At 61.2% G+C, this 19,568-nt stretch carries 18 protein-coding genes; all 18 read left to right on the forward strand.

Annotated elements, in window-relative coordinates; translation table 11 throughout:
- Positions 1–257: 257 nt before the first annotated feature.
- The 18 genes from scpB to LNV08_RS01785 all read left to right on the forward strand — a co-directional run bounded on the left by scpB (position 258) and on the right by LNV08_RS01785 (position 19,546).
- Positions 258–1,025 (forward strand): SMC-Scp complex subunit ScpB, encoded by a 768-nt coding sequence (gene scpB, locus LNV08_RS01700; protein ID WP_263531919.1) that lies wholly within the window; start codon positions 258–260, stop codon positions 1,023–1,025.
- Positions 1,022–3,253, forward strand: coding sequence for a pseudouridine synthase (locus tag LNV08_RS01705; RefSeq protein ID WP_263531920.1), 2,232 nt, complete (start codon positions 1,022–1,024; stop codon positions 3,251–3,253). Before scpB ends, LNV08_RS01705 begins: the two co-directional genes overlap by 4 nt.
- A gap of 108 nt (positions 3,254–3,361) precedes the next feature.
- Positions 3,362–3,787, forward strand: a complete 426-nt coding sequence (gene ndk / locus LNV08_RS01710; protein ID WP_263531921.1) for a nucleoside-diphosphate kinase — start codon at positions 3,362–3,364, stop codon at positions 3,785–3,787.
- A 132-nt stretch (positions 3,788–3,919) separates the two neighbouring features.
- Positions 3,920–5,035, forward strand: a complete 1,116-nt coding sequence (rlmN, locus tag LNV08_RS01715) for a 23S rRNA (adenine(2503)-C(2))-methyltransferase RlmN (protein ID WP_263531922.1) — start codon at positions 3,920–3,922, stop codon at positions 5,033–5,035.
- Between the two features lie 24 nt (positions 5,036–5,059).
- The gene (gene pilW, locus LNV08_RS01720) at positions 5,060–5,914 is read left to right on the forward strand and encodes a type IV pilus biogenesis/stability protein PilW (RefSeq protein WP_263531923.1); all 855 of its coding nucleotides are present in this window, start codon (positions 5,060–5,062) and stop codon (positions 5,912–5,914) included.
- Positions 5,915–5,924: 10 nt separating this feature from the next.
- Complete coding sequence (locus LNV08_RS01725) at positions 5,925–6,848, forward strand: helix-turn-helix domain-containing protein (RefSeq protein WP_263531924.1); 924 nt, start codon at positions 5,925–5,927, stop codon at positions 6,846–6,848.
- Between the two features lie 17 nt (positions 6,849–6,865).
- Positions 6,866–8,170 (forward strand): flavodoxin-dependent (E)-4-hydroxy-3-methylbut-2-enyl-diphosphate synthase, encoded by a 1,305-nt coding sequence (ispG, locus tag LNV08_RS01730; protein ID WP_263531925.1) that lies wholly within the window; start codon positions 6,866–6,868, stop codon positions 8,168–8,170.
- Between the two features lie 63 nt (positions 8,171–8,233).
- Positions 8,234–9,526 (forward strand): histidine--tRNA ligase, encoded by a 1,293-nt coding sequence (gene hisS, locus LNV08_RS01735; RefSeq protein ID WP_263531926.1) that lies wholly within the window; start codon positions 8,234–8,236, stop codon positions 9,524–9,526.
- Between the two features lie 55 nt (positions 9,527–9,581).
- Positions 9,582–10,253: a YfgM family protein gene (locus LNV08_RS01740; RefSeq protein WP_263531927.1), complete on the forward strand. Its 672-nt coding sequence runs from the start codon at positions 9,582–9,584 to the stop codon at positions 10,251–10,253.
- Entirely contained in the window at positions 10,250–11,374 is a 1,125-nt protein-coding gene (bamB, locus tag LNV08_RS01745) for an outer membrane protein assembly factor BamB (protein WP_263531928.1), read from the forward strand. The genes LNV08_RS01740 and bamB overlap by 4 nt, the downstream gene beginning before the upstream one ends.
- Before the next feature lie 70 nt (positions 11,375–11,444).
- Positions 11,445–12,785 carry a ribosome biogenesis GTPase Der gene (der, locus tag LNV08_RS01750; RefSeq protein WP_263531929.1) on the forward strand — a complete coding sequence of 447 codons (1,341 nt, stop codon included), beginning with the start codon at positions 11,445–11,447 and terminating at the stop codon, positions 12,783–12,785.
- 91 nt (positions 12,786–12,876) lie between these two features.
- Complete coding sequence (gene hfq, locus LNV08_RS01755; RefSeq protein ID WP_263531930.1) at positions 12,877–13,131, forward strand: RNA chaperone Hfq; 255 nt, start codon at positions 12,877–12,879, stop codon at positions 13,129–13,131.
- 25 nt (positions 13,132–13,156) lie between these two features.
- Positions 13,157–14,452 carry a GTPase HflX gene (hflX, locus tag LNV08_RS01760; protein WP_263531931.1) on the forward strand — a complete coding sequence of 432 codons (1,296 nt, stop codon included), beginning with the start codon at positions 13,157–13,159 and terminating at the stop codon, positions 14,450–14,452.
- A gap of 104 nt (positions 14,453–14,556) precedes the next feature.
- Positions 14,557–15,771, forward strand: a complete 1,215-nt coding sequence (gene hflK, locus LNV08_RS01765) for an FtsH protease activity modulator HflK (RefSeq protein ID WP_263532287.1) — start codon at positions 14,557–14,559, stop codon at positions 15,769–15,771.
- A 17-nt stretch (positions 15,772–15,788) separates the two neighbouring features.
- Positions 15,789–16,691 (forward strand): protease modulator HflC, encoded by a 903-nt coding sequence (hflC, locus tag LNV08_RS01770; protein ID WP_263531932.1) that lies wholly within the window; start codon positions 15,789–15,791, stop codon positions 16,689–16,691.
- Between the two features lie 30 nt (positions 16,692–16,721).
- Entirely contained in the window at positions 16,722–16,919 is a 198-nt protein-coding gene (locus tag LNV08_RS01775; RefSeq protein ID WP_414858664.1) for a DUF2065 domain-containing protein, read from the forward strand.
- 80 nt (positions 16,920–16,999) lie between these two features.
- Positions 17,000–18,163, forward strand: a complete 1,164-nt coding sequence (locus LNV08_RS01780; protein ID WP_263531933.1) for an ATP phosphoribosyltransferase regulatory subunit — start codon at positions 17,000–17,002, stop codon at positions 18,161–18,163.
- A gap of 48 nt (positions 18,164–18,211) precedes the next feature.
- Positions 18,212–19,546 carry an adenylosuccinate synthase gene (locus tag LNV08_RS01785; protein WP_263531934.1) on the forward strand — a complete coding sequence of 445 codons (1,335 nt, stop codon included), beginning with the start codon at positions 18,212–18,214 and terminating at the stop codon, positions 19,544–19,546.
- Positions 19,547–19,568 lie beyond the last annotated feature (22 nt).

The following is a 19,568-nucleotide window of genomic DNA, read 5'->3' on the forward strand; positions in this document are numbered from 1 at the left end:
CGTTACAATCGGTGCGGCAGGAAGTGGGGCAATGCCGCGCAAGAGCGTTTCAGCTCCAGCGGCGCAGTTTGCTCTCCTCTGTCTTTGCGTGTACTTTGCTTGATGGTTTGAGTTTTCGAGCCAACCGCAATTCCTCCGCCTTTCAAGTTTCGGGTGAGCCATAGGCCGCAAGCCAGTTCGTTTGCAGGCAAGCTCAGCGCCAGAGGGCTGGACTTAGAAAAATTCCCCGCATGAATCGGGACAAATGACGAAAGTCAATGAATACACAGGATGCTAAGCGCGTCCTCGAGACCGCGCTGATTTGTGCTCAGCAACCGTTGACTCTGCGCGAAATGCGCAGCTTGTTTGCCGACGCCGTCGGCCCGGATACCTTGCGCAGCGTCTTGGACGAGTTGACGCAGGACTGGGAAGGGCGCGGCGTCGAGTTGGTGGCGGTGGCTTCGGGTTGGCGATTTCAGAGTCGGCCCGAGTTGCGTGAATACTTGGATCGCCTGCATCCCGAAAAGCCGCAGCGTTACTCCAGGGCGGTGATGGAGACTCTGGCCATCATTGCTTACCGGCAGCCGGTGACCCGGGGCGATATTGAAGACATTCGAGGCGTGGTGGTCTCGACGCAGATTGTCAAACAGTTGGAAGATCGTGGCTGGATTGATGTGATTGGTTATCGCGAGGCGCCCGGACGACCGGCGCTGTACGCCACCACGCGTCAGTTCCTCGACGATCTGGGTCTCAATAGCCTGGAGCAATTGCCGACCTTGGACTTTGGCGTGGCGCCGGCTGAGGCCTTGGCCGACGCGGCCGGTATTCAAGGTCAGTTGATCAATGAAGTAAATGAAATGAATGAAGTGATCGAGTTGGCTGAGCTTCTAGAAAAGCCGGCCACCGATGTAGTGGAGCCCGCAGCGGGCCCGCAGTTTCCACCCAGTTTCCCCACCGCGCCTATCGTCAGCGATACAGGCGCATCCGTTCCGGCCCAGCCGGATCCACAGTCTGACGCCGCCGATCAGGTGCATACCGACGCATGAATTCAAACGATATCGACCCCAAAGCCCAGCCCGAAGCCCTCGGCGCCGCCTCCAGTGAGGCAGGCGAAGTTGCTGCACCTAAGCGCAAGCGCAGCCCGGCCAAACCCAAGGCAGAAGCGGTGCAGGCTGTCGAAGCGGCTACGGCCCCGACTGCTGAGCCCGCTGCCGCCGAGGCGGCCGCAGTGAGCAAGCCGCGTGCGGCCCGCAAGACGGCTGCCAAGAAGGCGGATGCTGAGGTGGCGGTTGAAGTGGCTGTCGCTGTGCCAGTTGATCTGCCGACGGCGGTCGTAGCGCCGCAAGTTGCCGATGAAGAAGCGCCCAAGCGTCGCGCACCCCGCAAGACAGTCAGCAAGGCCGCTCCGGTGGAGGCTGCAGTGGCAGAGTCGGTAGTGCCGGAGCCCAAGCCGCTGTTTACCCTGGCGCCGGAAGCAGCGCCCATCATTACAAGCAGCAGCGCCGCCGAATCCGGTGCGAGCGAAGCAGCCAGCGAGGGCGTTGAGCAGGGTGAAGGCGGAGAGCGCGGTGGGCGCAACCGCAATCGTCGGCGCGGCCGCAAGGACGGTGCAGAGGGTTTCGAGCCGCGTGCGCCAAGAGCCGAAGCGGTGCAGGCCGAGCCGGCGCCCGAGGTGCTGGCAGCGGTGGGCGAGCGTTTCGCGCAGGTCCTGGCCGGTGAGTTTGGCGAAGCCGACGACGAGGTCGATGAGCTGCCAGAAGTTCAGGAAGAAGAGGAAGTCGAAAGCAAGCGCGTCTTGGCTGCCGAGGCCGACGCGCCCAAGCTGCAAAAGGTCTTGGCACAGGCCGGCATCGGCTCGCGCCGCGACATCGAAGACATGATTGCCGATGGCAAGATCGAGGTGAATGGCGAAGTGGCCCATATCGGCCAGCGCATCTCTTTTGGTGACAATGTGCGGGTGGCGGGCAAGGCGATCCGCATCCGTATTTCACCGCCGCCGCCGCGCATCCTGGCCTATCACAAGCCGGCTGGGGAGGTTGTCACCTTCAATGACCCCGAAGGTCGCCCGACCGTGTTCCGTCATCTGCCGCGTTTGCAGCAGGGCAAATGGCAGGCTGTCGGCCGGCTGGACATGAATACGGAAGGCCTGCTCTTGTTCACCAACTCCGGCGAGTTGGCGAATCAGTTGATGCACCCACGTTTTGGCGTTGAGCGCGAATACGCGGTTCGCGTCCTGGGCACCTTGAACAATGAGCAGCGTGCGCGTTTGCTGGAGGGTGTGATCATTGAGGGCCAGAAGGCGGCCTTCAAGAGCATCGAAGACGGCGGCGGCGAAGGTATCAACCGTTGGTACCGTGTCGTCATCACCGAAGGCCGCAACCGCGAAGTGCGCAAGCTGTTTGATTCTATGGGCCTGACGGTGAGCCGTTTGATCCGGATTCGCTATGGCACGGTGGTGCTGCCGCGTGGCCTGAAGCGTTGCGTTTGGATTGAGCTGGGCGAGGACGATGTGCAGGTGATTCGTCGTCTGGCTGGCGGCGATCAGGCGCGAGGTGGTCGCGAGGAGCGTGGTGACCGAGGCGATCGTGGCGATCGTGGTGGGCGGGGCGAGCGCGGTGAGCGCAACACTCCTCGCGGCGGCGAGCGTGCCAATGAACAACGCGCCGAGCGCGGCCCTGATCGTGGTGGTGAGCGCGGCGGTGACCGCAACGCCGAGCGCGGCAATGCGAATACGCGCGGCCGTCGCGCCGATGGGCGCCATGCCGGTGTCGGTCCGCGCCCAAGTCGGGTCGCAGAGCAGCCCGAGCGCGGGCCGGGCAATGACCGTGGTGATCGCGGTGGCCGTGGCCGCGACGGCGGTGGCTACGACAGGCCGGCCGAGCGTTTCAGCGAACGGCCGTCGGAGCGCAGCAATGAGCGCGGCCCCGACCGTGGTGACGACGACTTTGAAGAAGCCATTCCGCGCAATATCAATCCGCTGGAGCAGACCTTCGATCGCCGCTTTGCCGGCAAGGGTCGCGGTATTCCTTCCGGCTTTGGTGCTGGCGGCAGCGCCCCCGATCGTGGTGGGCGACAAGGCGGTGGCCGAGGTGATGGCAATCGCAGTGACGGCCCACGTCAGCCTGATCCGCTGCAAACTTCGGTCGGCTATATCGGCGCCGATGCTTTTGTGCGCCGCAGCGGCCGTGGCGGCGGCGGTGGTCGCGGCGGCCAAGGCGGCAATAGCGGTGGCGGCGGCCGATCGGGTGGCGGCTACGGCGGTCGCAACCGTTGAGTTCGGTGGTCAGGTGGCTCTGCCCTGAGCTGCCTGACACCCTGGCTGACACCATCACACAGTACAATTCTTGGTTTTGCCAAGCCCTAAGATTTCAGGAGAATACCCATGGCTATCGAACGTACTCTTTCCATCATCAAGCCCGACGCAGTCGCTAAGAATGTGATCGGCCAAATCTATGCACGCTTCGAAGGCGCTGGCCTGAAGATCGTTGCGGCCCGCATGGCCCACCTGTCGCGCGGCGAAGCCGAAGCGTTCTATGGTGTGCACAAGGCACGTCCATTCTTCAACGACCTGGTGAACTTCATGATCTCCGGTCCCGTGATCATCCAGGCTCTGGAAGGCGAGAACGCGATCCTGAAGCACCGTGACCTGATGGGAGCTACCGATCCTAAGAAGGCTGAGAAGGGCACGATCCGCGCCGACTTCGCCGATAGCATCGACGCCAATGCCGTGCACGGTTCCGACGCCGCTGAAACAGCCGCCGCCGAGATCGCGTTCTTCTTCCCCGGCATGAACGTTTACAGCCGTTAATTAGAACCACCCCCTACGCGCTTCGCGCGCCCCCCGCATCTTTACTAGATGGGGGCGAGCCCAGTGGACTGGCGAAGCCAGCTCCACGGGCTCTACTTGATGGGATCGTGAATTTGTGTAGAGGAGAATGAAATGAACCCGGTCAACCTACTTGGACTCGATCTGGCAGGCTTGACCGAGTACTGCGAGCAGCTGGGTGAAAAGCGCTTTCGCGCCACTCAGTTGTTTCGTTGGATTCATCAAAAAGGCGCGTCTGATTTTGATCAGATGTCTGACCTGGCCAAGTCGCTGCGCGACAAATTGGCTTCCCGGGCGCACATCACGGCGTTGCCGGTGATTTCCGAACATCTTTCTGCCGACGGCACGGTCAAATGGCTGTTTGACGTTGGCGCAGGCGATGCGGTCGAGGCGGTGTTCATCCCCGAAACCGACCGCGGCACGCTATGCATTTCCAGCCAGGCGGGTTGCGCCGTCGGCTGCCGTTTTTGCTCGACCGGACATCAGGGCTTCAGCCGCAATCTGGATACCGGCGAGATCATTGCTCAGCTCTGGTATGCCGAGCACAGCCTGCGCAAGCGCTTGGGCAAGAGCGAGCGCATCATCTCCAACGTGGTCATGATGGGCATGGGCGAGCCGCTGCAGAACTACAACGCCCTGGTGCCGGCCCTGCGCATGATGCTGGACGACCATGGCTACGGCCTGTCGCGCCGGCGCGTGACGGTATCGACCTCCGGCGTGGTGCCGATGATTGACCGCCTGCGCGATGACTGCCCGGTGGCCTTGGCCGTGTCCCTGCATGCGCCGACCGACCCGCTGCGCGATCAGTTGGTGCCGCTGAACAAGAAATACCCGATTGCTGAGCTGCTGGAGGCCTGCAATCGGTATCTGGACAAGGCACCGCGCGACTTCATCACCTTCGAGTACTGCATGTTGGACGGCGTCAATGACACGCCCGAGCAGGCGCACGCGCTGGTCGAATTGTTGCGCGGTCATGTGTCTTGCAAGATCAATCTGATCCCCTTCAACCCTTTCCCGGCCTCGGGGCTCAAGCGCAGTTCGCGCGAACGGGTGATGGCATTTGCCGAAATCTTGATCCAGTCCGGGCTGGTCACTACCGTGCGCAAGACACGCGGTGATGACATCGATGCCGCATGCGGTCAGTTGGCTGGCGAGGTGCAGGACCGCACCCAGGTTCAGGTGCGCATGGTGAGGGCGCCAATGATGGTAAAAGGCGCGGATCTTTCCTGAATGCCAACCACGAGTTTGAGTCGAATGAATCGCATCAATCGTATGGAAATCCTCTCGCCGGCTTTTCGCCGCGGTATCGGCCGAGTGCTGAGCGCATGCCTGCTGGCGGGGATGACGGGGCTAATGGCCTTGAGCTTGAGTGGCTGCGGCACTCCGGGAGAGCCCAAGGCAGAAGAACCGCGCACCGCCTCGGATCAGACCGATGCGGATCGCCGCGCCAGCGTGCGCATGGAGATGGCCGCCGCCTATTTTGGCCGAGGCCAGTACAACACTGCATTGGATGACGTCAAGCTGGCGCTGAGCCTCAAACCCGACTTGCGTGAAGCGGTCAATCTGCGTGGCTTGATCTATGCCGCCATGGGTGAAACCAAATTGGCGGAAGACAGCTTCAAGCGTGCCCTGCAGCTCTATCCGCGTGACCCGGATACCTTGCACAACTACGGCTGGCTGCTCTGCCAAGAGCAAAGATGGGCCGAGGCCGATGTGCAGTTTGACGCAGCCCTGGCCCAGACCAGTTACCGCGCGCCGTCGCGCACGTTGATGGCCAAGGGCGTTTGCGAAGCCCGCTCTGGCCGCATGAGCGAGGCCGAGCGCAGCTTGGCCAAGGCCTTTGAATATGACCCGGCCAGCCCTGCGGTCGCGGTTAACTTTGCAGAAGTGCTGTTCCGTAACAGGCAATATGTGCGGGCTCAGTTCTATATCAAGCGCGTCAATGCTCAGCCTGAATACAGCAATGCGCAAAGCCTTTGGTTGGCCCTGCGCATCGAGCGCAGACTGGGCAATACAAAATCAGTGGATGAATTGAGCCAAGCCCTGCGAAACAAATATCCGGACTCACCGGAGCGGCTGGCCTTGGACGATGGGCGATTTGATGAATGAGGGGGAAGGCATGTCTTCAGACGTGAGCGGGGCGGAGCCTCTGCTGGCTCAGCCTTTGCCGGCGGCGAGTGCGGGCGCTATGTTGCGCGACTTGCGCAGCAAGCAAGGTTTGCACATAGGCGCCATGGCCGCAATGTTGAAGGTGCCGCAAGCGAAGTTGGAGGCGCTGGAGGCCGACCGCTGGAAGGACTTGCCGGACGCGACCTTCGCACGCGCTCTGGCCAAGGCCATGTGCCGGGTCTTGAAGGTCGACGCCCAAGCGGTGCTGGCCTTGTTGCCTAAAGGCAATGAGCCCGAATTGATGGTGTCGCGCGGCTTGAATCAGCCCTATCGCGAGCATGATGGCCGCTCCGAGGGCTTGTCGCTGACCGTGTTTCAGCGCCCCCTGGTGCTGGGTGCTGTGGTTTTGTTGGCGGCAGCTGCGGGGGTCTATTTGATGCCAGCAGGTTGGGTTGAACGGCTGGGGCAGAACGAGGGCAAAGTGCCCGAGGTGGCGACTGTCCCTCCAGCCAATCCCGCTGTCGTGGAGCCCACATTGATTGAGCCGGTCGCCTCGTCGCCACTGCTGGCAACCGTGCCAGGCGTCGTGGCTAGTGCGCCTCTTGCTGCTTCTGCTGCGTCTTCCCCGGTGATTCCCGTGGCCGCCGCGCCGCTCAAGGCCGCTGCCGCGGTGCAGCCCCAAGCGGCGCCGGAGGGTGCAGTGCCCTTGAGCATCAAGATCACGGCGGAGTCTTGGGTTGAGGTGGTCGATGCACGGGGTCAGGTCTTGCTGTCCAAGACCTTGCGTGTTGGCGAGGATCAGGCGCTGGCCGGTTTGCCGCCGCTGAAAGTCAAGGTTGGCAATGTGGCGGGCACCGAGCTGCATTTGCGCGGCAGCAAAGTTGATCTTGCCGGGCAGGCACAGAACAATGTTGCCCGCTTGGAATTGAATTGATTGATTGAGTGAAGACTATGAGCGCAACATTGATTGACACCAGCAGCTCTTTGGAAGAGGCCATCGCGGCCGCTCGGCCAGCTCCACGCCGCTCGCGCCAAGCGCGAGTGGTCTGGGGTAGCCGCGTCGTCACGGTGGGCGGCGATGCGCCGGTGCGCATTCAGTCGATGACCAATACCGACACCGTCGATGTGATCGGCACCGCAATTCAGGTCAAGGAGTTGGCGATTGCCGGCTCCGAGATGGTGCGCATCACCGTCAACACGCCTGAGGCCGCCGAGGCCGTGCCGCATATCCGCGAGCAGCTTGACCGCATGGGCATTGATGTGCCCTTGGTTGGCGACTTCCATTTCAATGGCCACCGCTTGTTGACCGACTTCCCCGCCATGGCGCAGGCGCTGTCCAAGTACCGCATCAATCCCGGCAATGTCGGCAAGGGCGACAAGCGCGACCGCCAATTCGGCCAAATGATCGAAGCGGCCGCTCGTTATGACAAGGTCGTGCGGATCGGTGTCAACTGGGGCAGCCTCGACTCCGAATTGCTGGTGCAGATGATGGACGAGAACGCCGCCCGCGCGGAGCCCTGGGATGCACAACAGGTGATGTATCAGGCGCTGATCCAGTCGGCGCTCAGCTCAGCGGCTTACGCACGCGAATTGGGGCTGAACCCCGACAACATCGTCATCAGCTGCAAGGTCAGCGGCGTGCAGGATTTGATCTCGGTTTACCGGGCCTTGGCCAAGCGCTGCGACTACGCGCTGCATCTGGGTCTGACCGAAGCCGGCATGGGCACCAAGGGTACGGTGGCCTCGGCGACTGCCTTGTCCATCCTGCTGCAAGAGGGCATTGGCGACACCATCCGCGTCTCGCTAACGCCGCAGCCCGGTGAAGCGCGCACCCAAGAAGTGGTCGTGGGCCTGGAGATTTTGCAGTCCCTGGGCCTGCGGGCGTTCAATCCCAGCGTGACCGCCTGCCCGGGTTGCGGGCGCACGACCAGCACCACCTTCCAGGAGTTGGCCAAGCAGATCGATGACTTCCTGCGTGCGCAGATGCCGATCTGGCGTGCCAAGTATCCGGGTGTTGAAAACATGAAGGTGGCCGTGATGGGCTGCATCGTCAACGGCCCCGGCGAGAGCAAACATGCCGACATCGGCATCAGCCTGCCGGGCACCGGCGAGGCGCCGGCCGCACCGGTCTTCATCGACGGCGAGAAGGCCTTGACCCTGCGCGGCGCCGGCATTGCCGATGAATTCCAGGTGCTGGTTGAAAACTATATTGAGAAGCGCTTTGGTGGTGCGTGTGCTGCCGAAACGGTTGCCTAAAACGACTGACATAAGCAAGTGCCAGAGCTGGATAAACGAATGACTGCTGTTGACGATAAGAAAATGACTGCTAAGGTCGAGCCCTTGCGTGCTGTGAAGGGCATGAACGACATCTTGCCGCCCGAGTCGGCGCGCTGGGAATGGCTGGAGGAGAAGATGCGCAGCGTGCTGCAGCGCTATGGCTACCAGAATGTGCGCACGCCCATCGTCGAACCGACCGCCTTGTTTGTGCGCGGCATCGGTGAGGTCACGGATATCGTCGAGAAGGAGATGTATGCCTTCGAGGACCGCATGAACGGCGACCAGTTGGCGCTGCGCCCAGAGATGACGGCTGGTGTGGTGCGCGCCATGACCGAGCATTCCTTCTTGCGGGATGGTGGCAAACGGCTCTATTACTTTGGCGCCATGTTCCGCCACGAGCGGCCACAAAAAGGCCGCTACCGCCAATTTCATCAGATGGGTGTCGAGGCGCTGGGCTTTGCCGGGCCCGATGTTGATGCCGAAGTGATTCTGATGGGCAGCCGGCTCTTGCGCGAGCTGGGCCTGGTGGATGGCGAACATTTCAGCCTGGAGCTGAACTGTCTGGGTGAGGCCGCCGAGCGCAGTGCCCACCGTGCAGCGCTGATTGCTCACTTGGAGCGGCACAAAGATTTATTGGATGAAGAAGGTCAGCGGCGCATGTACAGCAACCCGCTGCGCGTGCTGGATACCAAGAATCCTGCCCTGCAAGAAATGGCCAACGCGGCACCGAAGTTGTTGGACTTCCTGGGCGAAGCTTCGCTGGCGCATTTCAATGGTGTGCGGGCGATTCTTGACGCAGCCGGCATTGCCTATCGCATCAATCCGCGCTTGGTGCGTGGCCTCGACTATTACAACCTGACCGTGTTCGAATGGGTGACCGACAAGCTCGGCTCGCAAGGCACGGTCTGTGGCGGTGGGCGTTACGACGGCTTGATCGAGCAGCTGGGCGGTAAGGCCGCGCCGGCGGTGGGCTTCGGCATGGGCCTTGAGCGCATGCTTTTGCTGCTGGAGGAGGTGGGTGTCGTGGCTGAGGTGCCGACCCTGCACGCCTATGCCATCGTGCCTTCAAGCCAAGGTCTGCCACAGGTGATGGTGGCGCTGGAGGTGCTGCGCGGCGCGGGTGTATCGGTGCAACTCCATCCGGGGCAGAGCAGCATGAAGTCGCAGTTCAAGAAGGCCGATGCGAGCGGCGCCACCTACGCGCTGATCTTCGGCGAAGACGAGTTGGCGCAAGGCATGGTCGCAGTGAAGCCACTGCGCCGCGAAGGCGGTGAGCAGGTGATGCGCAGTATTTCTTGTGCCGCTGATTGGGCCGCTGAGCTGCTCAACGCATAATCGCGGGCTAATTTCGCCCATTTCAATTCCAATAAATTCCGAGCACCTTTCATCCATGGCGACGCATCTCGATCTCGAAGAACAAGAACAGCTGGATCAGCTGAAGGCTTTTTGGAAGCAATATGGCAACCTGATCACCTGGGTCATCACCCTGGTGCTGGCCGGTTTCGCGGCCTGGAATGGCTGGACCTGGTGGCAGCGTGACCAGGCCGTCAAGGCTGCGGCCATGTATGAAGAGCTGGACCGTGCCGTGCAGGCTGGTGACGCCGACAAGGCGGGGCGTGTCTTTGGCGATTTGAAAGAGCGCTACCCGAAAACGACCTACACGGCGCAGGCTGCGATGCAAGCGGCCAAGTTGCAATACGACAAGGGTCAGGCCGAGGCGGCGCGCGCCAGCTTGGCTTGGGCGGCAGATAACGCGGCCGACGACGAGTACCGTGAACTCGCGCGCCTGCGCCTGGCCGGCTTGCAAATGGAAGCCAAGCAGTTCGCGGAAGCCGCCAAGACGCTGGATGCGATCAAGCTGCCCGAATTCACCGCCTTGCAAGCCGACCGCCGCGGCGATATGTTTGTGCTGCAAGCCAAGCCTGAGCTGGCGCGTGCTGAATATCAAAAGGCCTATGCAGCGATGAATAGCAAGCAAGACTATCGCCGTTTGCTCGAAGCCAAGCTGGCGACGCTGGGCGTGGCCTCGGCGGATATGCCTGCTTCTGGAGCGGCCAAATGAGTTTGAAAAACCTTGCCGCCGCGGCCTTGGCCTTTGGCGCGCTGGCTGGCTGCTCCGTGTTCAGCTCGTCCACAGCGATAAAGCCTGCCGAGTTGGAGCAGATCACGCCGGCGATAGCCGGGCGCGTGGTCTGGACTGCGCGGCTTGATTCCGTCAAATTCCCGCTCGCGCTGACTTCGGTGGGCGATCAGTTTGTGGTGGCAGGCAGCGACGGTACGGTGCAAGCGCTGCAGGCCAGTGATGGCCGCGCCTTGTGGAGTGCCAATGTAGGCCAAAAGCTTGCTGCTGGCGTGGGTAGCGATGGCCGCTTTGCGGCGGTTGTCACCACCGGCAATGAGGTGGTGGCCTTGGACGCGGGCCAAGTGCTCTGGCGCAAGACATTGCCGACGCCGGTCGTGGCGGCGCCTTTAGTCGCCGGCGAACGGGTGTTTGTGCTGACCGTGGACAGACAAGTCCATGCTTACGACGTAAAAAATGGCGACAAAATTTGGATTCTGAGGCGTCCCGGCGAGCCCCTGACCTTGGCGCAGCCGGGTGTGATAGCCGCCTTCAAGGACACCTTGATCGTCGGGCAAGGCACCCGCATGGCCGGCGTTGATCCGCTGCGCGGCACGATCCGCTGGGAGGCCAGCGTGGCCAACCCACGCGGCACCAATGAAGTTGAGCGTTTGGCCGATTTGGTAGGGCCTCTGGCCCGTAGCGGCGAAACACTGTGCGCTCGCGCTTTTCAGTCGGCCGTGGGCTGTGTCAATGCCGAGCGGGGCAGCTTGATGTGGAGTCGCAATGTCGGCGGTACCTTGGGTGTGGGCGCCGATGCCAAACAAGTCGTGGGCGGGGATGCCTCCGATCGTCTCAGTGCTTGGAATATCAGCAACGGTGACGTCCTCTGGACGGCCGAACAATTCCTCAATCGTCGACTGAGTACGCCGCTGATTTTGGGCGCGACGGTGATCGTGGGTGACTTCGAGGGCCAGGTGCACTTCATCTCCGCCGCCACCGGCAAGACGCAGTTGCGCCTGGCAACCGACGGCTCGGCGGTGATTGCGGCGCCGGTGGTGTCGGGCAACACCATCTTGATTGCCACTCGAAACGGCGGCCTGTTTGCCATGCGACCCGAATAAGGTCGAGAATCGGCGCCAGAGTCCTTGTACAAGTCGGCTTTGAATCCTTTGCAGTGAGAAAAACAAAAATATGAAACCCGTCATCGCCCTGGTAGGCCGCCCCAATGTGGGCAAGTCCACGCTCTTCAACCGTTTGACCAAGACGCGCGACGCGATCGTCGCGGACTTTGCCGGCCTAACCCGTGATCGCCATTACGGCGATGGACGCATCGGCAACCAAGAGTTCACGGTGATCGACACCGGCGGTTTCGAACCCGACAGCACCACCGGCATCGTCAAAGAAATGGCCAAACAAACCCGCCAAGCGGTGGCCGAGGCCGACGCGGTGGTGTTTGTGGTCGATGTGCGGCTGGGTTTGTCGGCCCAGGACTCCGACATCGCGCGCTACTTGCGCCAGGCCAGCAAGCGCATCTTCTTGTGCGTGAACAAGGCCGAGGGCATGAGCGAGTCGCCCCTGCTGGGCGAGTTCTTCGAGCTCGGCATGGGCGAGCCGCATCCGATTTCAGCCTCTCACGGTCAAGGCATTCGCAGCCTGATGGAGGCAGTGCTGGAGCCCTTCGAGTTTGAGGACGAAGAAGAGGGCGCGGAAGAACAGGCGCCCGACGGTGTGATCCGCCTGGCCGTGGCCGGCCGCCCCAATGTGGGCAAAAGCACTTTGATCAACACCTGGTTGGGTGAAGAACGCTTGGTTGCGTTCGATATGCCCGGCACCACACGTGACGCTATCAGCGTGCCGTTTGAGCGCAACGGTCAGAAGTTCGAGTTGATTGACACGGCCGGCCTGCGCCGTAAAGGCAAGGTGTTTGAGGCGGTCGAGAAGTTCTCGGTGGTCAAGACGCTGCAGGCGATTGCTGATGCCAATGTGGTGCTGCTGCTGCTGGACGCGACGCAAGGCGTGTCGGATCAAGATGCTCATATTGCCGGTTACATCCTGGAGAGCGGCCGCGCGGTGGTCTTGGCCATCAATAAATGGGATGCGATCGACAGCTATCAGCGCGAGATCTTGCAGCGCTCCATCGTGCAACGCCTGGGCTTCTTGAAGTTCGCGCCTATCCACAATATCTCGGCTTTGAAGCGTCAAGGTATTGCGCCCTTGTGGGGCGCGTTTGCCGATGCCTATGCCTCGGCCTTCCGCAAGATGACGACGCCGGTGCTGACGCGCTTGATTCAAGAGGCGGTCGAGCACCAAACGCCCAAACGCAGCGGTCACTTCCGTCCCAAGCTGCGCTATGCCCACCAAGGCGGCATGAACCCGCCGCTGGTGATCGTGCATGGCAATTCGCTCGAAGGCGTGACCGAGGTGTACAAGCGCTATCTGGAAGGCCGCATCCGCGCGCACTACAAATTGGTTGGCACGCCGATGCGCATAGAAATGCGCTCGTCCAAGAATCCGTTCAGCGACAAAGACTAAACCGGCAGTGGCCGCATGGCTCAGTGCCGTGGCCTGCCTGTGTTAAGGTCGAATCTAAATTTCAACTCCCTCTCACAACACGGAGCATATCGTGAGTAATAAAGGCCAACTCTTGCAAGATCCCTTCCTGAATCTGCTCCGTAAAGAGCATGTACCGGTGTCCATTTACTTGGTCAACGGCATCAAATTGCAAGGCCAGATCGAATCCTTCGATCAATACGTGGTCCTGCTGCGCAATACCGTGACGCAAATGGTTTACAAGCACGCCATCTCTACCGTGGTGCCGGGCCGTGCAGTGAACTTCCACACCGCCGCAGACGGCGGTGACGACGACAGCGCGGCTTAAGCCTCCAGAGTCCGCTAGCATCACCTTGGCATCTCCTTCATCCCACCCCGCGCAGCCGCCCCTTGAGGAAGCTCGCGCGATTCTGGTTGGCGTCGATTTCGGCCGTTCATCCAAGGCCGGATCAACGTTTGACGCAACGCTCGATGAACTGGCCTTGCTGGCCGAATCGGCCGGCGATACACCGGTAGCGCGCGTGATCGCGCGCCGCCAAGCACCCGACGCCGCGCTCTTTGTCGGCTCAGGCAAGGCCGACGAGATCAAGCTGCTGGTGCAGGCTCACCAGGCACATACGGTGCTGTTTGATCAGGCCATCTCGCCCGCTCAGCAGCGCAATCTGGAACGCGTTCTGGGCGTGCCGGTGGCGGACCGAACCGCCTTGATCCTGGAGATTTTTGCTGCCCGCGCCAAGAGCGCCGAGGGCAAGATGCAGGTCGAACTGGCGCGGCTGCAATATCTGGCTACCAGGCTGGTGCGGCGCTGGAGCCACCTGGAGCGTCAAAGCGGTGGCATCGGCATGCGCGGCGGCCCCGGCGAGGCGCAGATCGAACTTGATCGGCGCATGATCGACGAGCGCATCAAGACCATCAAAGAAAAGCTCAAGAAGGTCGAGCGCCAGCGCAGCACGCAGCAGCGGGCCCGCGCACGTAACAGCGTATTTCGTGTGTCGCTGGTGGGTTATACCAATGCCGGCAAGTCCACCCTGTTCAACGCGCTGGTGAAGGCGCGCAGTTACGCCGCTGATCAGCTGTTCGCTACGCTCGATACCACCACGCGCTCGCTCTATCTGGAGCAAGCCGGGGCCAGCGTTTCGCTGTCGGACACGGTCGGATTCATCCGCGACCTGCCGCACAAGCTGGTGGTTGCGTTTCGGGCTACCTTGCAGGAGGCCGCCGATGCGGACTTGCTGCTGCACATCGTCGATGCCGCTTCGCCGGTGTTGGATGAGCAAATGCTCGAAGTCGAAAGCGTGCTGGATGAAATCGGCGCGTCCTCTATCCCGCAGATCATCGTTTACAACAAGCAAGACATGCTGGAAGAAGACCAGCGCCCACGCGAGCCGCTGGACTGGATCGAGCGCCCGGGTGAGGGCAGCGGCGCCGGCGTCCGAGCTGCACGAGTCTTCGTCAGTGCGCTCGATGGCAGCGGGCTTGATGTTTTGCGTGAGCAAATTGTCCTGGCCATGCAAAACGAGGCTGCGAAGTCCGCGACGGCCTTGAATTTTTCTGAGCCTGCCCCAGATAGCGGGGTGGACTTTGATGATGAAAACTTAAGCGCGGAGGCCGACCCGGATTCCGCCGCAAACCACCCTACACAGGCATGAGCATGAATACCTTTGAGCCAGTGAGCCGCCCGCGGCAAGAGCTAAGCAGCACCGGTCGATTGAAGCCCTTGGCTGCGGCCACCCTGGCCCTGCTGGCAGGCTTGATGCCCGCAGGTTGGCGCGCCGGCCGGCATGAGAGCAATGGCCGCAACGATGGGCCGCCCGATCTCGATGAGCTGTGGCGCGACTTCAATCGCAAGCTGTCCGGCATGTTCGGGGCCAAGCCCGAAGGCTCGGGAAACAATGATTCGGGTGGCGCAGGCGGCGGTAACAACGGATTTCAGCCCGATATGAAGAGTGCCGGCATCGGCGCCGGTCTGATCGGTGGTGTCGTGTTGCTGGGTTGGTTGGGCAGCGGCTTCTTCATCGTGCAAGAAGGTCAGCAGGGCGTTGTGACCTCCTTTGGCAAATACAGCAAGACCGTCGAGGCGGGCTTTCAGTGGCGCTTGCCTTATCCGTTTCAAGCGGATGAAATCGTCGCTGTGACGCAGCTGCGCCAAGTAGAAGTGGGTCGCAATTCGGTTGTTGCGGCCACGGGTCTGCGCGATTCGTCGATGTTGACCCTGGACGAAGCCATTGTCGATATCCGCTTCACCGTGCAGTACACGCTCAAAGACGCACGCGATTATTTGTTTGAAAATCGCAGCCCCGATGACGCGGTGACCTTGGCGGCGGAGTCGGCGGTGCGGGAAATCGTCGGCAAGAGCCGCATGGATTCGGTGCTCTATGAACAGCGTGACGCCATCGGTATCGACCTGGCAAAGTCGGTGCAGGCCCAGTTGGACAGGCTCAAGGCCGGCATCCAAATCAAGAGCGTTAATGTGCAAAGCGTTGCGCCGCCGGAGCAGGTGCAGGCCGCGTTTGACGATGCCTTCAAGGCGCGGGCCGATGGCGAGCGTTTGCAAAACGAAGGTCAGGCCTACGCCAATGACGTGATTCCCAGGGCGCGCGGCGCCTCGGCCCGGCTGATGGAAGAAGCCGAGGGTTATAAATCTCGCGTCGTGGCGCAAGCCGAAGGTGATGCGCAGCGCTTCAAAAGCGTCTTGAGCGAGTATCAAAAGGCACCGGTCGTGACCCGGGATCGCCTCTATATCGACACCATGCAACAGGTCTACTCCAACGTCAGCAAGGTGATGGTGGAAAGTCGTAACGGCAGCAACTTGCTTCATCTCCCTCTGGATCGCTTGATGCAGGCAGCGGGTTCGGTGACGGCTACCTCGCCAGTTGCCGCACCGGCTGCGAATGAGAGTTCTGCGCCGCCCGCGCCGGTCAATGATGTCCGGTCGCGTGACGGCTTGCGTAGCCGCGACGGCCGCTGAGATCAGGGAGTTAAGAGATGAACCGTATTGTTTCTATCGTCGTCGGCTTGCTGGTCGCCTTCATGTTGGCCAGCTCCATGTTGTTCATCATTGATCAACGCCAATTCGCTGTGGTCTATGCGCTGGGTGAAATCAAGGAAGTCATCACTGAGCCCGGCTTGAAATTCAAGCTGCCGCCGCCGCTGCAAAACGTGGTCCTGCTTGATCGCCGGGTGCAAACCTTGGACAGCAACGAGTCCAAGCCCATCTTCACCGCTGAAAAGAAAAGTTTGGTCATCGACTGGTTGGTCAAGTGGCGTGTGGCCGAGCCGCGCCAGTTCATCCGTAACAACGGCGCCGACATGCGCAATGTTGAAAACAGATTAAGCCCGATTGTGCAGGCGGCCTTGAACGAAGAAGTGACCCAGCGCACTGTCCAGGGCGTCTTGTCGACCGAACGCGAAGCGGTCATGACGGGCGTGCGCAAGCGGCTTGAACAAGAGGCCAAGCAGTTCGGTATCGAGATCGTTGACGTGCGTGTCAAACGGGTTGACTTTGCCGCCTCCATCACCGATTCGGTCTACCGTTTGATGGAGTCCGAGCGCAAGCGGGTGGCCAGTGAGTTGCGCTCTACCGGGGCGGCCGAAAGCGAGAAAATCCGCGCCGATGCCGATCGTCAGCGCGAAGTGATCGTGGCAGAAGCTTACCGGGATGCGCAGAAGATCAAGGGCGAGGGCGACGCCAAAGCGTCCGCCTTGTACGCCGATGCTTTCGGGCGCGATCCTCAGTTCGCACAGTTCTATCGCTCCTTGGATGCTTACCGCGCGAGCTTTCGCAGCAAGACCGACGTGATGGTGCTGGACCCTAGCAGCGACTTTTTCAAGGCCATGCGCGGTTCGGGTTCTGGCCCTGCTGCCGCGCCGGCAGCACCGCGCAAGTAAGCAGCTAGTTCACCCGAATCGAGGCCTGCTTTGCCCGATTTGCCCGATGCTGTCTGGTTGGCGCTCGCCTTGATGCTGGTGATAGAGGGCTTCTTGCCCTTTGCCAGCCCGGCCGCTTGGCGGCAGGTTTTTGAGCGCTTGCTGGCCATGAGTGATGGGCAGATTCGCTTTGTGGGTTTGTCCAGCATGTTGGCGGGCGCGCTCGGCCTCTTGTTTTTGTGGCGATGAAACGCGGAGAAAGCGCTTCTCGCTCCGAGGGAGTATTTACCCCCGGTACAATGCCGTTTTTAACCGGACCCAAAATCAACATGGCTTCTGCCTGGCTGCTGCCTGAGCATATTGCCGATGTGCTGCCTTCTCAGGCCAGACGCATCGAGGAACTCCGCCGAGAACTGCTCGATATGGCCCGCGGCTATGGCTGCGAGTTGGTCATGCCGCCGCTGCTCGAGCATCTGGAGTCGTTGCTGTCGGGCACCGGCCATGCGCTTGATTTGCAGACCTTCAAACTGGTGGATCAATTGTCTGGTCGCAGCTTGGGTCTGCGGGCTGACACCACACCTCAGGTGGCCCGCATTGATGCGCATTTGTTGAACCGCGCCGGCGTGACAAGGCTTTGCTATTGCGGACCCGTGCTGCACACGCGCCCGGCCGGCCTGCAGTCGACACGCGAGCCCTTGCAGTTCGGTATCGAGATCTATGGCCATGCAGGGCTGGAGGCCGATCTTGAGGTTCAAGAATTGGCGCTGGATGTTGTCGCGCGCGCCGGTTTACTGCATACAACCCTGGATTTGGGTGATGCTCGTTTGTTACGCGGTGTACTCGGTGACTTGGTGCTGAGTGCCTCTGTCATGGATGAATTGGTCGCTGCCTTGGCGACCAAAGACGGCGTTGCCTTGGGCGGCTTGAGCCAAAGCTTGCCTGCGGCGGTGCGCGACGGTCTGCAGCAACTGCTCGGCCTTTACGGTGGTATCGAGGTCTTGGGCCTAGCGCGCCAGCGCTTGCCGTCTCACCCCTTGATTGCGGCCGCGCTGGATGATTTGCAGTGCTTGGCTGAGCATTTGCAGCAGACCCATCCGGAGATCCGGCTCGGCTTCGATTTGGCTGACATGACCGGCTATGCCTATTACAGTGGTGTGCGCTTTGCACTCTATGCCGAAGGCTCCAGCGATGCGGTCTTGCGCGGCGGCCGTTACGACGAAGTGGGTGCCGTGTTTGGCCGGCGCCGACCAGCCGTGGGTTTCAGCCTTGATTTGAAGGCGCTCGAAGCCTTGAGTCCGCCGACACCGCTGCGTGCTGCTGTGAGAGCGCCTTGGGGCGAGGCGGCGGGCTTGCGCGCTGCGGTGCGTGCTTTGCGTGCGGCCGGCGAGACGGTGGTCTGCGTATTGCCGGGCCATGAGCATGAGGGTGATGAATTCGACTGTGACCGTGAGTTGGTGCAGATTGACACTCAGTGGGTGTTGCGCGCGCTTTGAGCCGCGCCACACCAGAGAATTTTATTTTTTGATCGACGGGTAATCAAAATGAATAGCGAAATTGCGCGTGGCCGAAATGTGGTCGTTGTGGGTACCCAATGGGGTGACGAAGGCAAGGGCAAGGTGGTCGACTGGATGACCGATCACGCGCAAGGCGTGGTGCGCTTTCAAGGCGGCCATAACGCCGGCCATACCCTGGTCATCAAGGGTGTCAAAACGGCGCTGCAGCTGATTCCCTCGGGCATCATGCGCGACGGCGTAGCCTGCTATATCGGCAACGGTGTGGTGGTCGATCCGACTCATCTCTTGAGCGAAATCGAGCGTCTGGAAAAAGCCGGCGTTGAAGTGCGTTCGCGCTTGTTCATCAGCGAATCCTGCCCCCTGATCTTGCCCTTCCATGTGGAAGTGGATAAAGCCCGTGAGGCTCTGCGTGAAAGCAGTGGCGCCGGCAAGATCGGCACCACCGGCAAGGGCATTGGCCCGGCCTATGAAGACAAGGTCGCTCGGCGTGCCCTGCGTGTGCAGGATCTGAAGCACCCGGAGCGTTTTGCCAAAAAACTGCGCGAGTTGCTGGCACTGCACAACTTCGCTTTGACCGGCTATCTGAATGCCACGGCGTTGGAGTTTGAGCCCATCTTCGAGCAGGCCATGAAAATGGCCGAGATCATCAAGCCGATGATGGCTGACGTGGGTTACATGATCCACAAAGCGCATCTGGCGGGCGCCAATATCTTGTTCGAGGGTGCGCAGGGCACGTTGCTGGACATTGATCATGGCACTTACCCCTATGTCACATCCAGCAATTGCGTGGCGGGCAATGCGGCCGCTGGCGCGGGCGTAGGCCCACAGATGCTGCATTACATGCTGGGTATCACCAAGGCTTACACCACCCGCGTGGGTTCAGGCCCCTTCCCGACCGAGTTGGACTGGGAGGTGCCAGGCACCGTCGGTTACCACTTGGCTACCGTGGGTCAAGAGCGTGGCACGGTCACCGGCCGGGCGCGCCGCTGCGGTTGGTTCGATGCCGCTGCGCTGAAGCGCTCGGTCATCATCAATGGCATCACCGGCCTGTGCATCACCAAGCTTGATGTGCTGGACGGTTTGGCCGAGATCAAGATGTGTGTGGGTTACGAAATCGACGGCCGCCAAGTCGATATCCTGCCTTTGGACGGGGACGAGATCGCGGCTTGCAAGCCTATTTTTGAAACCTTCCCAGGTTGGACCGAGGTGACTTTCGGCGTCACGCAGTGGGACGCGCTGCCGCAAAACGCACGCAACTACCTGCAGCGCATCAAGGAAGTCATCGGCGCGCCGATAGACATGGTCTCTACCGGCCCGGATCGTGAGCACACGATTTTGTTGCGTCATCCCTACCAAGCTTGAAGCGCTTGCTGACTAACACATC

The organism is Paucibacter sp. TC2R-5, assembly GCF_025717605.1.
Taxonomy (GTDB): domain Bacteria; phylum Pseudomonadota; class Gammaproteobacteria; order Burkholderiales; family Burkholderiaceae_C; genus Paucibacter_A; species Paucibacter_A albus.